Annotated in this window: 16 protein-coding genes; 15 read left to right on the top strand and 1 reads right to left on the bottom strand. The window is 71.4% G+C overall.

Going from position 1 to position 13,776, the window contains the following annotated elements; translation table 11 throughout:
* The first annotated feature begins 119 nt into the window (after positions 1-119).
* From rplS to IEZ20_RS29375, 12 genes are all read left to right on the top strand, one after another.
* Positions 120-470, top strand: coding sequence for a 50S ribosomal protein L19 (rplS, locus tag IEZ20_RS29430; RefSeq protein ID WP_189304255.1), 351 nt, complete (start codon positions 120-122; stop codon positions 468-470).
* 45 nt (positions 471-515) lie between these two features.
* A complete protein-coding gene (gene lepB / locus IEZ20_RS29425) occupies positions 516-1,217 on the top strand; it encodes a signal peptidase I (RefSeq protein WP_189304253.1) in 702 nt (233 codons plus the stop codon).
* Positions 1,210-2,301, top strand: a complete 1,092-nt coding sequence (gene lepB, locus IEZ20_RS29420) for a signal peptidase I (protein ID WP_189304251.1) — start codon at positions 1,210-1,212, stop codon at positions 2,299-2,301. Before lepB (IEZ20_RS29425) ends, lepB (IEZ20_RS29420) begins: the two co-directional genes overlap by 8 nt.
* Positions 2,189-3,166 (top strand): signal peptidase I, encoded by a 978-nt coding sequence (gene lepB, locus IEZ20_RS29415; RefSeq protein ID WP_189304249.1) that lies wholly within the window; start codon positions 2,189-2,191, stop codon positions 3,164-3,166. Before lepB (IEZ20_RS29420) ends, lepB (IEZ20_RS29415) begins: the two co-directional genes overlap by 113 nt.
* 65 nt (positions 3,167-3,231) lie before the next feature.
* Positions 3,232-4,017, top strand: coding sequence for a signal peptidase I (lepB, locus tag IEZ20_RS29410; protein WP_189304247.1), 786 nt, complete (start codon positions 3,232-3,234; stop codon positions 4,015-4,017).
* Positions 4,018-4,066: 49 nt separating this feature from the next.
* Positions 4,067-4,603, top strand: a complete 537-nt coding sequence (locus tag IEZ20_RS29405) for an NUDIX hydrolase (RefSeq protein ID WP_189304377.1) — start codon at positions 4,067-4,069, stop codon at positions 4,601-4,603.
* 56 nt (positions 4,604-4,659) lie between these two features.
* Positions 4,660-4,968, top strand: coding sequence for a DUF2469 domain-containing protein (locus IEZ20_RS29400; protein WP_014675276.1), 309 nt, complete (start codon positions 4,660-4,662; stop codon positions 4,966-4,968).
* A gap of 106 nt (positions 4,969-5,074) precedes the next feature.
* Complete coding sequence (locus tag IEZ20_RS29395; RefSeq protein ID WP_189304246.1) at positions 5,075-5,437, top strand: YraN family protein; 363 nt, start codon at positions 5,075-5,077, stop codon at positions 5,435-5,437.
* Positions 5,438-7,063: a YifB family Mg chelatase-like AAA ATPase gene (locus IEZ20_RS29390; protein WP_189304244.1), complete on the top strand. Its 1,626-nt coding sequence runs from the start codon at positions 5,438-5,440 to the stop codon at positions 7,061-7,063.
* Positions 7,060-8,220, top strand: coding sequence for a DNA-processing protein DprA (dprA, locus tag IEZ20_RS29385; protein ID WP_189304241.1), 1,161 nt, complete (start codon positions 7,060-7,062; stop codon positions 8,218-8,220). Before IEZ20_RS29390 ends, dprA begins: the two co-directional genes overlap by 4 nt.
* A gap of 345 nt (positions 8,221-8,565) precedes the next feature.
* Positions 8,566-9,408: an RNA polymerase sigma factor WhiG gene (gene whiG, locus IEZ20_RS29380; protein WP_103811160.1), complete on the top strand. Its 843-nt coding sequence runs from the start codon at positions 8,566-8,568 to the stop codon at positions 9,406-9,408.
* A gap of 64 nt (positions 9,409-9,472) precedes the next feature.
* The gene (locus IEZ20_RS29375) at positions 9,473-10,030 is read left to right on the top strand and encodes a TetR/AcrR family transcriptional regulator (protein WP_189304375.1); all 558 of its coding nucleotides are present in this window, start codon (positions 9,473-9,475) and stop codon (positions 10,028-10,030) included.
* Positions 10,031-10,068: 38 nt separating this feature from the next.
* Here the strand turns inward: IEZ20_RS29375 and IEZ20_RS29370 are convergent, their stop codons facing one another.
* The gene (locus IEZ20_RS29370; RefSeq protein ID WP_229896305.1) at positions 10,069-10,626 is read right to left on the bottom strand and encodes a M23 family metallopeptidase; all 558 of its coding nucleotides are present in this window, start codon (positions 10,624-10,626) and stop codon (positions 10,069-10,071) included.
* A 274-nt stretch (positions 10,627-10,900) separates the two neighbouring features.
* Between IEZ20_RS29370 and rpsB the strand changes: the two genes are divergently transcribed.
* From rpsB to pyrH, 3 genes are all read left to right on the top strand, one after another.
* Positions 10,901-11,797: a 30S ribosomal protein S2 gene (gene rpsB / locus IEZ20_RS29365; RefSeq protein WP_189304239.1), complete on the top strand. Its 897-nt coding sequence runs from the start codon at positions 10,901-10,903 to the stop codon at positions 11,795-11,797.
* A gap of 159 nt (positions 11,798-11,956) precedes the next feature.
* Positions 11,957-12,793 carry a translation elongation factor Ts gene (gene tsf, locus IEZ20_RS29360; RefSeq protein WP_189304237.1) on the top strand — a complete coding sequence of 279 codons (837 nt, stop codon included), beginning with the start codon at positions 11,957-11,959 and terminating at the stop codon, positions 12,791-12,793.
* A gap of 203 nt (positions 12,794-12,996) precedes the next feature.
* Positions 12,997-13,755, top strand: coding sequence for a UMP kinase (gene pyrH / locus IEZ20_RS29355; RefSeq protein WP_189304235.1), 759 nt, complete (start codon positions 12,997-12,999; stop codon positions 13,753-13,755).
* The last annotated feature ends 21 nt before the right edge of the window (positions 13,756-13,776 follow it).

The following is a 13,776-nucleotide window of genomic DNA, read 5'->3' as shown; positions in this document are numbered from 1 at the left end:
GTCCGGCGTGCGCCCCTGCCACAGGGGGACACGACGCTCGCCCCGACCCGCACGGCAGTCCCCCTGGAACCCCTAGTTTCCGTTGATGACCTGTGGCATCAGCGAAGAAAGCAGACGAAATGTCTCACCTGCTCGACTCCGTCGACGAAGCGTCGCTGCGCAGCGACATCCCGGCCTTCCGCCCGGGTGACACCGTCAACGTCCACGTCCGCGTCATCGAGGGCAACCGCTCCCGTGTGCAGCAGTTCAAGGGCGTTGTGATCCGCCGCCAGGGCTCCGGTGTCCGCGAGACCTTCACGGTCCGCAAGGTCTCGTTCTCCGTCGGCGTCGAGCGCACCTTCCCGGTGCACACCCCGATCGTCGAGAAGATCGAGCTGGTCACCCGGGGTGACGTGCGCCGCGCCAAGCTGTACTACCTCCGTGATCTGCGCGGCAAGGCCGCGAAGATCAAGGAGAAGCGCGAGAGCTGAGCGCTTTCCCGGAGTCACAGCGGAGCCGGATAGCATCTGGCTCCGATGGACACCGAAGCACAGCAGACGGAACGCGACCGCTCCTCCCACCCCGGTACTCCGGGGGCGGAGGGCCGGTCGCGTTTCGCGTTGCTGTCGCGGGTCGCCGACTGGCTCCCGGGCGGCCGGATCACCCTCACCCTCATCGCCGGTCTGGCGTTCCTGCTGCTCCTGAACGCCTTCGTGGTGCAGCCGTTCGAGATTCCGAGCGGTTCCATGGAGCGCGGATTGAGGATCGGGGACCGCGTCCTCGTAAACAAGTTGGCGTACCGTTTCGGTGCCCGGCCCGGCCGCGGTGACGTGGTTGTGTTCGACGGCACCGGGTATTTCGGGGACGCCGACTACATCAAGCGGGTGGTCGGTGTGGGGGGAGACCATGTGGTGTGCTGCGACAAGAACGGGAGGATCGAGGTGAACGGCCGGCCGGTCGACGAGACGGCGTTCCTCTATCCCGGGGACAGCGCCTCCAGCGTGCCCTTCGACGTCGTCGTGCCCCCGGGCCGCCTCTTCGTCCTCGGTGACCACCGCAGCGACTCCAGCGACTCCCGCGACCACCTCGGTTCACCCGGCGGCGGCATGGTCCCCGTCGGCGAGGTCATCGGCCGGGCCGACTGGATCATGTGGCCCTACCGCCACTGGACACGCCTGACCCGCCCCGCCGCCTACGCGCGCGTGCCGGCCGCCCCCGCGGGGGCCGCCCATGGGTAACCGCGGCAAACCGCGCGGGGTGCCCGCCACGCCCGCCGACAACCTGCTGCCCACCGGGGCCCGCCGCACCTCCGCGCCCGGCGGTGGCCGCACGCGCGCGGAACGGCGGAAACTGCAGCGCAAGGTCAAGCGGAAGCGCAGGCGGTCGGCCGTCCGGGAGATCCCGCTGCTGATCGGGGTCGCCGTGCTCATCGCGCTCGTCCTGAAGACGTTCCTCGTCCAGGCCTTCGTGATCCCGTCCGGATCCATGGAGCAGACGATCCGCATCGGCGACCGGGTCCTGGTCGACAAGTTCACCCCGTGGTTCGGCTCCGAGCCGCAGCGCGGGGACGTCGTCGTCTTCCACGACCCGGGCGGCTGGCTCCAGGGCGAGCAGACCACCAAGAAGAAGGACCCCGTCGTCGTCAAGCAGCTCAAGGAAGGCCTCACCTTCATCGGGCTGCTGCCGTCCGACAACGAGAAGGACCTGATCAAACGGGTCATCGGGGTCGGCGGCGACCACGTCAAGTGCTGCGACGCGCAGGGCCACGTCACCGTCAACGGCGTCCCCCTCACCGAGGGCGACTACCTCTATCCGGGGGACGCCCCCTCCACCATGCCCTTCGACATCACCGTCCCCAAGGGCCGGCTGTGGGTCATGGGCGACCACCGGGGCAACTCCGCGGACTCCCGCTTCCACCAGAACACGTCCTACGGCGGCACGGTCTCCGTGGACTCGGTGGTCGGCCGGGCGATGGTCATCGGCTGGCCGGTCGGCCACTGGACGCGCCTGGAGGAACCTAAAACCTTCGCAAGCGTCACCGACTCCGTGTCGGGGACGGCCGCTGCTCCCCAGGCGTCGCATAGGGTTGCCTCCGAGAACCGGAACGGAATGACCCAGCTCCCGACCCCTGCGGAACTCCCGCTCGTTATGGGAGTGGTGGGCCTGCACCGTGTACGGGGCAGGCGGCGGCACAGAGTGAGGAGTTGGCGTGGGGGATGTGGCGGTTGGCGCACGGTCGGGACACGACGGCGAGGAGAACCGCGGGCACCCCGTGGAACCGGACGTTCCCGTACCGGACGGGGCCATGACCTCCGGGAATGACGCGGCCGCGGGCGACGAGGGCGAGCAGCAGCCCCGTACCGCGAGCGCGGCCGCGGACGGGACGGCAGCCCGGCCGAGGAAGCCGCGCTCCTTCTGGAAGGAGCTGCCGATCCTGATCGGCATCGCGCTGGTCCTGGCGCTGCTGATCAAGACCTTCCTGGTGCAGGCGTTCTCGATCCCGTCGGACTCGATGCAGAACACCCTCCAGCAGGGTGACCGGGTGCTGGTCGACAAGCTGACCCCGTGGTTCGGCTCCAAGCCCGAGCGCGGCGAGGTCGTCGTCTTCCACGACCCGGACAACTGGCTCGCGGGTGAGCCGACGCCCACCCCGAACCCGGTGCAGAAGGTTCTCAGCTGGATCGGCCTGATGCCGTCGGCGGAGGAGAAGGACCTGATCAAGCGGGTGATCGGGGTCGGCGGCGACACGGTCGAGTGCAAGGGCAGCGGCCCGCTGAAGGTCAACGGCAAGGCGCTGAACGAGCCGTACGTCTACCCGGGCAACACGCCGTGCAGCGTGGACGAGCAGGGCGGCCAGTTCAAGGTCAAGGTCCCCAAGGGCTACATCTGGGTGATGGGCGACCACCGTCAGAACTCCCGCGACTCCCGGTACAACCAGTCCGACAGGAACCACGGCATGGTTCCCGTCGACAAGGTCGTCGGCCGCGCGATCGTCAAGGCCTGGCCGATCAACCGCTGGGGCACCCTGCCGATCCCGGACACCTTCGACCAGCCCGGCCTCGACCAGCAGTCCTCCGCCGCGGCGCCCCTGACGGCGGCCCCGCAGGGCATCGCCGTCGCGGCGGTCCTCCCGGTGGCGGTGTGGCGGCGCCGGCGCACGGACCGGTCGGCGGCCGGCACCAGGTAAGAGCCTGCCGGGCGGCGAAAGAAGGGGCTGCCCCTGTCCGGTACCGCCGGGTAGGGTGCGGACCCATGGGTGGCGAGAGCATGACGCGTACGGCCCCGCAGGGCGGCGGCACCGGCACGGCACAGGCCGGCGGCAGCCGGCTCGGACAGCGGCTGTCCGGACTGGCCATGGCGCTGGGTCTGGTGCTGTTCCTCGGCGGGTTCGCCTGGGGAGCGCTGGTCTACCGGCCGTACACCGTGCCCACCAGCTCCATGACCCCCACCATCGACGCCGGTGACCGGGTGCTCGCCCAGCGCGTCGACGGGGACGAGGTGCGCCGTGGTGACGTGGTCGTCTTCGAGGACAAGACCTGGGTCAGCAACGCCAAGGTGGTCAAGCGCGTGGTCGCCGTGGGCGGCGACACCGTCTCCTGCTGCACGAACGGCAAGCTGACCGTCAACGGCAAGCAGATCGACGAGCCGTACCTGCCCGAGGGCAGCCTGGCCGAGATCAAGAACTTCGGCACGGTGACCGTCCCGGAGGGCCGGCTGTTCCTGCTCGGCGACGAACGCCAGGGCTCCCTGGACTCCACCGCCCACCTCACCGACGCGGCCCGGGGCACCGTCTCGCGCAGCGCCGTGTCCGCCCGCGTGGAGGCCGTCGTCTGGCCCTGGAAGGGCGCCCTCAAGCGGCCCACCGGCTTCGAGACGCTCGGTGCCCTCTCCCAGCCCGGTCCGCTGCGCACGATCGAGCTGATGGCCGTGGTCGGCGCGGTCCTGGTCCTGGGCGGCGGCGCCTACGGCCCGATCGCGAGCCGCCTGAACCGCTCCCGCGCCCGTACCGCCCGCCCGGAGACGGCCGGTGCCCGCTGAGACCGCACGGCCGGCGGAGGGGCCGTACGGCGACGCCGGCGACGGCGGTGTGTCGTACGCCGGCCCTGACGCGGCTGACGAGGCTGACGAGGGTGCGAGTGAGGGCGGGCTGCGGAAGGTGGCCCGGGTGGTGCTGCTCGACCCCCAGGACCGCATCCTGCTCCTGCACGGCCACGAGCCGGGCGACCCGGCCGACGACTGGTGGTTCACCCCGGGCGGCGGCCTGGAGGGCACCGAGACGCGCGAGGAGGCCGCCCTGCGGGAACTCGCCGAGGAGACCGGCATCACCGATGTCGAACTCGGCCCGGTGCTCTGGCGGCGGCGGTGCTCGTTCCCGTTCGCGGGCCGCCGCTGGGACCAGGACGAGTGGTACTACCTGGCCCGTACGACCCAGACGGCCACGGCTGCGACGGGGCTCACGGAGCTGGAGCGGCGCAGCGTCGCCGGAGCGCGCTGGTGGACGTGTCAGGAACTGACCCGGGCACATGAGACGGTGTATCCGACCAGACTCGCCGAGCTGCTGCGCACGCTGCTCGTCGAAGGTCCCCCGGCCAGGCCCATGACCCTCGACACGGAAATCGTCTGAGGGCACCCGGGACTGGCGCACAATGGGGGGATCGCACGGCTGAAGGGGAACATGCCATGAGCGCCGAGGACCTCGAAAAGTACGAGACCGAGATGGAGCTGAAGCTCTACCGGGAGTACCGAGATGTCGTCGGTCTGTTCAAATACGTGATCGAGACCGAGCGGCGGTTCTACCTCACCAACGACTACGAGATGCAGGTGCACTCGGTTCAGGGCGAGGTGTTCTTCGAGGTCACCATGGCCGACGCCTGGGTCTGGGACATGTATCGCCCGGCCCGCTTCGTCAAGCAGGTGCGCGTCCTGACGTTCAAGGACGTGAACATCGAGGAGCTGAACAAGAGCGACCTGGAACTGCCGGGCGGATGAGGTCCCCCTCCCGGGTGAACGAGTTTTCCACAACCGCCGAGTAGTTCACCAAGATCAACATCTTGGGGCGGAATGCGTGACGGTTGGCGCCGGAGGTGGTGCCGACATGAACGCACGAGAAGCAATCGGCAAGTACGGCGAGGACCTGGCCGCCCGGCGGCTCGCCGAGGCCGGCATGACGATCCTGGAGCGCAACTGGCGCTGCGGACGGGCCGGCGAGATCGACATCGTGGCGCGTGACGGGGACGCGCTCGTCGTCTGCGAGGTCAAGACCCGCACGGGCGGCGGCTACGAACACCCGATGGCCGCGGTGACCCCCGAGAAGGCCGCCCGGCTCCGGGCCCTCGCCGCGCACTGGATCCAGACCCACGGAGGAGCCCCGCCGGGCGGCGTCCGCATCGACCTCGTCGGCGTCCTCCTGCCCCGCCGGGGCGCCCCGGCCGTCGAGCACGCACGGGGGGTGGCCTGAATGGCATTCGCCCGCACGTGCTCCGTGGCCCTGGTCGGCGTCGAGGGCGTGGTCGTCGAGGTCCAGGCCGACCTCGAACCCGGCGTCGCGGCCTTCACCCTGGTGGGCCTCCCGGACAAGAGCCTGACGGAGAGCCGGGACCGGGTCCGGGCGGCGGTGGTGAACTCGGGTGGCGAGTGGCCGCAGAAGAAGCTCACCGTCGGCCTCAGCCCGGCCTCCGTCCCCAAAGCCGGCTCGGGGTTCGACCTGGCCGTCGCCTGCGCGGTTCTCGGAGCCGCCGAGCGCATCGACCCCCGGGTCCTCGCCGACATCGTCATGATCGGAGAGCTGGGGCTGGACGGCCGGGTGCGCCCGGTCCGCGGCATCCTGCCGGCCGTGCTCGCGGCGGCCGACGCGGGTTACGAGCAGGTGGTCGTGCCCGAGTGCGCCGCCGCCGAGGCCTCGCTGGTCCCCGGGGTGTCCGTCCTCGGGGTCCGCAGCCTGCGGCAGCTCATCGCGGTCCTGGCCGAGGAGCCCGTCCCCGACGAGACACCGGACGAACTGGGCCGGCCCGATCCCCTCCTCGCCGGCCTGCGGGTACCCGGCACGGGCGCCGCCACCGGCATGCACAGCATCGGCGCCGCCCAGCACGACCACGACTACGACCTGGCCGACGTCGTGGGACAGACCTGCGCCCGCACGGCCGTCGAGGTGGCGGCGGCCGGCGGACACCACCTGTTCCTGGAGGGCCCGCCCGGCGCGGGCAAGACGATGCTCGCCGAACGTCTTCCCGCCGTCCTCCCCCGGCTCACCCGGGAGGAGTCGCTCGAAGTGACGGCCGTCCACTCGGTCGCCGGGCTGCTTCCCCCCGGCAGGCCCCTCATCGACGTCGCGCCCTACTGCGCCCCGCACCACTCGGCCACGATGCAGTCCCTGGTCGGCGGCGGCCCGGGGGTCGCCCGCCCCGGCGCGGTGTCCCTCGCCCATCGGGGCGTGCTGTTCCTGGACGAGGCGCCCGAGTTCCACAGCCAGACCCTGGACGCCCTGCGACAGCCACTGGAATCCGGGCACGTCGTCATCGCGCGCAGCGCCGGCGTGGTCCGGTTCCCGGCGCGGTTCCTGATGGTCCTGGCAGCCAACCCCTGTCCCTGCGGACGGTTCTCCCTGCGCGACTCGCTGTGCGAGTGCCCGCCGTCCGCGATCCGCCGCTACCAGTCCCGGCTGTCCGGCCCGCTGCTGGACCGGGTGGACCTGCGTGTCGAGGTCGACCCGGTGACCCGGGCCCAGCTCACCGAGCCCGGCGCCCGCGGAGAGTCCACGGCGACCGTGGCCGACCGGGTACGGCAGGCCCGCGAGCGGACCGCGGCCCGGCTCACCGGCACCCCCTGGCGCACCAACAGCGAAGTGCCCGGCCGCGAACTGCGCAGTCGGCACCACGCCGTCGCCGGGGCGATGGACGAGGCAGAACGCAGCCTGGAACGCGGTGTGCTCACCGCCCGTGGGATCGACCGCGTCCTGCGCGTCGCCTGGACCGTCGCCGACCTCGTCGGGCACGACCGCCCGGACGCGACCGACGTCGCCCTGGCCCTGCAACTGCGCACCGGCGTGCCCCGCGGGGTGCCGATGGCCATCGGAGCCCTGACGTGACCGGAGAGGACGATGCCCGCGCCGACCTGCTCGGGCGGGTGTTCCTCGGGCGGGTGATCGAGCCGGGGGACGAGGTCGGGGGACGGTGGGTGCGGGAGTTCGGGGTGGGGGAGGTGGTGCGGCGGCTGCGGTGCGGCCGGGAGGCGTTGCCCGGGGTGAGCGGGACCCGGTGGGCGGGGCTCGTCGCACGGGCCCGGCGGGCCGAGCCGGAGCGGGACCTGGAGCTGGCCCGGGCCGCGGGGGCGCGGTTCGTCCGTCCGGGGGACGGCGAGTGGCCCGGCCAGCTGGACGACCTCGGGGACGGACGGCCCCTCGGGCTGTGGGTGCGGGGCCGGCCCCACCTGCGGATGTGGGCGCTCCGCTCCGTGGCCGTCGTCGGCGCCCGCGCCTGCACCGAGTACGGCACCCACACGGCCGCCACCCTCGCCTCCGGCCTCGCCGAGCGCGGATGGGTCGTCGTGTCGGGCGGTGCCTACGGCATCGACGGCGCCGCCCACCGCGGCACCCTCGCCGCCCACGGCGCCACCATCGCCGTCCTGGCCTGCGGCGTCGACCAGCCCTACCCCCGCGGCCACGCCGCCCTGATCGGCCGGATCGCGGACCAGGGACTGGTCGTGGGCGAGCTGCCGCCGGGGGAGCACCCCACCCCCAGCCGGTTCATCCTCCGCAACCGGGTCATCGCCGCCCTGACCAGGGGCACCGTCGTCGTGGAGGCGGCCTGCCGCAGCGGCTCGCTCTCCACCGCGCGGGCCGCAGGACGCCTCGGCCGCTTCACCATGGGCGTCCCCGGCCCGGTCACCAGCTCCCTCTCCGCCGGCGTGCACGAACTGCTGCGCGGAGAGGCCACCCTGGTCACCGACGCCACGGAGATCATCGAACTCGTGGGCGACATGGGTGACCTCGCGCCGCCCCGCCGCGGCCCGGTCCTCCCGCGTGACCTGCTGGAACCGGCCGCCCGCAGCGTCCTCGCCGCCCTGCCCGGCAACCGCGCCGCCCCCGCCGACGAGATCGCGCTCGGCGCGGGCACCACGCGGGACGAGGCGATCGCGAGGCTGTACGAACTCCGAGCACTTGGTTACGTCGAACGACACGGCGATGGCTGGAAGTTGACACGCCAGGCGATGATCTCGGTCCGCAGTGGCCGCCCGCCATGCTGACCGACCGTGTTCGGCCGTCCGGGGGAACTCCCGACACCCTTGGAGTTTCCCGGAGTTGGCGCCTCGCGTCGGTCACGGAGAGCGAACCGTGGCCCGCGGTCACCCACCCGGCGCGAGCGCCCCGCGCACGGGTGGAGCCCCGGTGTTCGCACACCGCGACTCCTCAGTCACGCTACGCTCACGAAGGCGGCGGCGCAGATGGCGCCAACCCGACATCCGACGTCACCTCACCCAGGCAGCCCACTTCCCCGCATCCCCGCACGAACCCCACCCTCACCGTCACCCACCCCACCCGCTCCGACAGCACTTCACGGCACTTCACGGCAGAACGGCACAAGGCGACGAATGCCCCAGCACACCTCCGGGTCCGACCGGGCGGCGATCCCCCCAGCCGCCCGCGACGGCGGCAGCGTGCGGCCGCCCGCACCCTCGACGCTCGACGAGCTGTGGCGGTCGTACAAGGCGACGGGGGACGACCGGCTGCGGGAGCAGCTGATCCTGCACTACTCGCCGCTGGTCAAGTACGTGGCGGGCCGGGTGAGCGTCGGGCTGCCGCCCAACGTGGAGCAGGCCGACTTCGTCTCCTCCGGGGTGTTCGGGCTGATCGACGCGATCGAGAAGTTCGACATCGACCGGGAGATCAAGTTCGAGACGTACGCGATCACCCGGATCCGCGGCGCGATGATCGACGAGCTGCGGGCGCTGGACTGGATCCCCCGCTCGGTCCGGCAGAAGGCGCGGAACGTCGAGCGTGCCTACGCCACCCTGGAGGCGCGGCTGCGGCGGACGCCCACGGAGGGGGAGGTGGCCGCGGAGCTGGACATGGAGGTGGACGAACTCCACGCGGTCTTCAGCCAGTTGTCGCTGGCCAACGTGGTCGCCCTGGAGGAGCTGCTGCACGTCGGCGGCGAGGGCGGGGACCGGCTCAGCCTGATGGACACGCTGGAGGACACCGCCGCCGACAACCCCGTGGAGGTGGCCGAGGACCGGGAGCTGCGGCGGTTCCTGGCGCGGGCGATCAACACGCTGCCCGAGCGGGAGAAGACCGTGGTCACCCTGTACTACTACGAGGGCCTGACCCTCGCCGAGATCGGCAACGTGCTCGGCGTCACCGAGAGCCGGGTCAGCCAGATCCACACCAAGTCGGTGCTCCAGCTGCGGGCCAAGCTGGCGAGCTTCGGGCGCTGACTCCTCCCTTCCGGGGCGGTGCGTCCGTACAGTGGTCGGCGTGCCAAGGATTCGAGCGGCCTCCGTGGCCGAACACCGGTCGATGCAGCGCGCCGCTCTGCTGGACGCGGCTCGGTCCCTGCTCTCCGAGGGCGGGACGGACGCACTGACCTTTCCGGCGCTGGCCGAGCGGACGGGGCTGGCGCGGTCGTCCGTGTACGAGTACTTCCGGTCCCGGGCCGCCGTGGTCGAGGAGCTGTGCGAGGTCGACTTCCCGGTGTGGGCGGCGGAGGTCGCGGCGGCGATGGAGCGCGCCGAGTCGGCCGAGGGCAAGGTCGAGGCGTATGTGCGGCAGCAGCTGGCGCTGGTCGGGGACCGGCGGCACCGGGCGGTCGTCGCGATCTCCGCGAGCGAGCTGGACGCCGGGGCGCGGGAGAAGATCCGGGCCGCCCACGGGGGACTGGTCGCGATGATCGTCGAGGCGCTTGCGGAGATGGGGCACGGGCAGCCCCGGCTGGCGGCGATGCTGCTGCAGGGGGTGGTGGACGCGGCGGTCCGGCGTATCGAGCTGGGGGCCGCCGAGGATCCCACGGTGGTGACGGACGCGGCCGTGGCCATGGCCCTGCGGGGTGTGAAGGGCTGACCCGAGCCCTGCCGGGGCCGCGGGCGGTCAGGGGGCGGTCACGGCACGACCGGTAGCAGCCTCGACGGTCCCCTGGCCAGCAGCCACGGTGGCAGCAGGGACAAGGGGTTCAGATAGGTCCCGCCCCGCAGCAGGCCCCAGTGCACGCACGCCCTGGGCCCGCAGTGGGAGCCGGTCGGCTCCACCACCCCCACCACCTCACCCGCCGCCACCTCGTCCCCCTTCCGCACCGCGGCCCGCACGGGCTCGTACGTGGTCCGCAGGTCCGTTCCCCCCAGCTCCAGCGAGACCACGCCCCGCCCGGCCACCCGCCCCGCGAACAGCACCCGGCCGGCCGCGACCGCCCGCACCCCGGCGCCGGGCGGGGCGGCGAGGTCGACACCCCGGTGCCCGGGGCCGTACACCGTCGCCGGCGGTTCCCAGCCGCGCAGGACCGGTGGGCGCAGCCCCACGGGCCAGGCGCGGGCGAGGGCGGGGACCCGGGGCTGCGGAGCCTGAGGCGGGGCAGGAGGCGGGGTGCCCGCCCGGGCCGCCGGAGTCAGTGCCGTAGCCGCCGCGACCAGCAGCAGGGTCGTTCGGAGCATCACGTGTCGCATGCCGACACCGTCCCGCAGCCCCGCCGATCATGGCCGGACCCTGTGGACTACTCGCCGGTTGTGGACAGCTGCGTCACCCGGTGCCTCGCCGGTCCCGTACACTTCTTCTGGCGATCCGGGTCACCGGGTCGACTTCGCACGCCCCGGTACGGCTCCCGGCAAGGGTTCGTACCAAGCGCCCCTCGGTCCTTCGCGGCACGGCGCATCGCGGGCGTCAGGCGCGACCGCCGTCCGGCGGACGCGGCACAACCGAGAACACCAAGGAGATACGGCCATGGCCGTCGTCACGATGCGGGAGCTGCTGGAGAGCGGCGTCCACTTCGGTCACCAGACCCGTCGCTGGAACCCGAAGATGAAGCGCTTCATCTTCACCGAGCGCAACGGCATCTACATCATCGACCTGCTCCAGTCGCTGTCGTACATCGACCGCGCCTACGAGTTCGTCAAGGAGACCGTCGCCCACGGCGGCACGGTCATGTTCGTCGGCACGAAGAAGCAGGCGCAGGAGGCCATCGCCGAGCAGGCCACCCGCGTCGGCATGCCCTACGTCAACCAGCGCTGGCTGGGCGGCATGCTCACCAACTTCTCGACCGTCTACAAGCGTCTGCAGCGCCTGAAGGAGCTGGAGCAGATCGACTTCGAGGACGTCGCGTCCTCCGGTCTGACCAAGAAGGAGCTGCTGGTCCTCTCCCGCGAGAAGGCCAAGCTGGAGAAGACCCTCGGCGGTATCCGCGAGATGCAGAAGGTGCCCAGCGCCGTCTGGATCGTGGACACCAAGAAGGAGCACATCGCCGTTGGTGAGGCCCGGAAGCTGAACATTCCGGTCGTCGCGATCCTCGACACCAACTGCGACCCCGACGAGGTCGACTACAAGATCCCGGGCAACGACGACGCGATCCGCTCCGTCACCCTGCTCACCCGTGTGATCGCCGACGCCGTCGCCGAGGGCCTCATCGCCCGCTCCGGCGTCGCCACCGGCGACAAGGGTGAGAAGGCCGCGGGCGAGCCGCTCGCCGAGTGGGAGCGCGACCTGCTCGAGGGTGAGAAGAAGGCCGACGAGGCTGCTCCGGCCGCCGAGGCTCCGGCTGCCGAGGCTCCGGCCGCCGAGGCTCCGGCTGCCGAGGCCGCTCCGGCCGAGGGCGAGAAGGCCGCCGAGGGCGAGCAGGCCTGACGCCGGTCCGTCAGCGTTCGACGGCGGGGGCGGTGACATCCACTCCGCCCCCGCCGTTCACCCGCAGGTCGGCACGAGGTACACGGTCCGCGACTACATGTGGATCGCAACCGTGCGGATCTGAAGATCTTCCAGACTTCGAGAAAGACTCACAGACTCATGGCGAACTACACCGCCGCCGACGTCAAGAAGCTCCGTGAGCTGACCGGCGCCGGCATGATGGACTGCAAGAAGGCGCTGGACGAGGCCGAGGGCAACGTCGACAAGGCCGTCGAGGCGCTGCGCATCAAGGGCCAGAAGGGCGTCGCCAAGCGCGAGGGCCGCTCCGCCGAGAACGGCGCCGTGGTCTCCATCATCGCCGACGACAACTCCTCCGGTGTCCTGGTCGAGCTGAAGTGCGAGACGGACTTCGTCGCCAAGGGCGAGAAGTTCCAGGCCGTGGCCAAGGCCATCGCCGAGCACGTCGCCAAGACGAACCCGGCCGACATCCAGGCCCTGCTCGCCTCCGAGATCGAGGCCGGCAAGACCGTCCAGGCGTTCGTGGACGAGGCCAACGCCAACCTCGGTGAGAAGATCGTCCTGGACCGCTTCGCGCAGTTCGCCGACGGCTACGTCACCGCCTACATGCACCGCACCATGCCCGACCTGCCCCCGCAGATCGGTGTCCTGGTCGAGCTGGACAAGCCGAACGTCGAGGTCGCCAAGGGCGTCGCCCAGCACATCGCCGCCTTCGCGCCGAAGTACCTCTCCAAGGAGGACGTGCCGGCCGACGTCGTCGAGTCCGAGCGCCGCATCGCCGAGGAGACCACCCGCGCCGAGGGCAAGCCCGAGGCCGCGATCGCGAAGATCGTCGAGGGTCGTCTGAACGGCTTCTTCAAGGACGCCACGCTGCTCGGCCAGCCGTACGCGCTGGACAACAAGAAGTCGGTCCAGAAGGTGCTGGACGAGGCCGGTGTCACCCTGAAGCGCTTCTCGCGCATCAAGGTCGGCATCTGAGTCCGTACCGCGATCGACGCGCGACCCGGCGGGAATTCTCGATAGGGTCGACAGCAGTCGTCCGCGCACACCGCCACACCCCGGCGTGAGGCGGACGGCAGCAGATCTGACGAGGAGGCCATTGCCGCGTATGGGAGCGAAAAGCAACCCCATCGGCAATGGCCTTCTTCGTATGTGCAACACGTGAAAGAGTTGGGATCCCCATGACCACCAAGGCCCAGAAGAGCGACGACGGCAAAGTACGCGGCCGGTTTCTGCTGAAGCTGTCCGGAGAGGCGTTCTCCGGTGGCGGGGGCCTGGGCGTCGACCCGGACGTGGTGCACAAGATCGCCCGCGAGATCGCGGCCGTCGTGCGCGACGGCGCCCAGATCGCGGTCGTCATCGGCGGCGGCAACTTCTTCCGCGGCGCCGAACTCCAGCAGCGCGGCATGGACCGCGCCCGCTCCGACTACATGGGCATGCTCGGCACCGTGATGAACTGCCTCGCCCTCCAGGACTTCCTGGAGAAGGAGGGCATCCAGTCCCGCGTGCAGACCGCCATCACCATGGGCCAGGTCGCCGAGCCGTACATCCCGCTGCGCGCCGTGCGCCACCTGGAGAAGGGCCGCGTGGTCATCTTCGGCGCCGGTATGGGCATGCCGTACTTCTCCACCGACACCACCGCCGCCCAGCGCGCCCTGGAGATCGACGCCGAGGCGCTGCTCATGGGCAAGAACGGCGTGGACGGGGTCTACGACTCCGACCCCAAGACCAACCCCGACGCCGTCAAGTTCGACGCCCTCGGCTACGGCGAGGTCATCACCCGCGACCTGAAGGTCGCCGACGCCACCGCCATCACGCTGTGCCGCGACAACAAGCTCCCGATCCTCGTCTTCGAGCTGCTCGCGGAGGGCAATATCGCCCGCGCCGTCAAGGGTGAGAAGATCGGCACCCTGGTGGGTGACGAGGACAGCCGGGACTGACCGGCGTACGCCCCCGTCGTC

Source organism: Streptomyces cinerochromogenes, assembly GCF_014648635.1.
GTDB classification, from domain to species: domain Bacteria; phylum Actinomycetota; class Actinomycetes; order Streptomycetales; family Streptomycetaceae; genus Streptomyces; species Streptomyces cinerochromogenes.
This window is presented reverse-complemented; position numbering and strand designations above follow the sequence as displayed.

Excerpts from the sequence above, each read along its gene's own strand:
- rplS (WP_189304255.1), top strand. The coding sequence starts at position 120 with ATGTCTCACCTGCTCGACTCCGTCGACGAAGCGTCGCTGCGCAGCGAC.
- lepB (WP_189304253.1), top strand. The coding sequence starts at position 516 with ATGGACACCGAAGCACAGCAGACGGAACGCGACCGCTCCTCCCACCCC.
- lepB (WP_189304251.1), top strand. The coding sequence starts at position 1,210 with ATGGGTAACCGCGGCAAACCGCGCGGGGTGCCCGCCACGCCCGCCGAC.
- lepB (WP_189304247.1), top strand. The coding sequence starts at position 3,232 with ATGGGTGGCGAGAGCATGACGCGTACGGCCCCGCAGGGCGGCGGCACC.
- IEZ20_RS29400 (WP_014675276.1), top strand. The coding sequence starts at position 4,660 with ATGAGCGCCGAGGACCTCGAAAAGTACGAGACCGAGATGGAGCTGAAG.
- IEZ20_RS29395 (WP_189304246.1), top strand. The coding sequence starts at position 5,075 with ATGAACGCACGAGAAGCAATCGGCAAGTACGGCGAGGACCTGGCCGCC.
- IEZ20_RS29390 (WP_189304244.1), top strand. The coding sequence starts at position 5,438 with ATGGCATTCGCCCGCACGTGCTCCGTGGCCCTGGTCGGCGTCGAGGGC.
- whiG (WP_103811160.1), top strand. The coding sequence starts at position 8,566 with ATGCCCCAGCACACCTCCGGGTCCGACCGGGCGGCGATCCCCCCAGCC.
- IEZ20_RS29370 (WP_229896305.1), bottom strand. The coding sequence starts at position 10,626 with ATGCGACACGTGATGCTCCGAACGACCCTGCTGCTGGTCGCGGCGGCT.
- rpsB (WP_189304239.1), top strand. The coding sequence starts at position 10,901 with ATGGCCGTCGTCACGATGCGGGAGCTGCTGGAGAGCGGCGTCCACTTC.
- tsf (WP_189304237.1), top strand. The coding sequence starts at position 11,957 with ATGGCGAACTACACCGCCGCCGACGTCAAGAAGCTCCGTGAGCTGACC.
- pyrH (WP_189304235.1), top strand. The coding sequence starts at position 12,997 with ATGACCACCAAGGCCCAGAAGAGCGACGACGGCAAAGTACGCGGCCGG.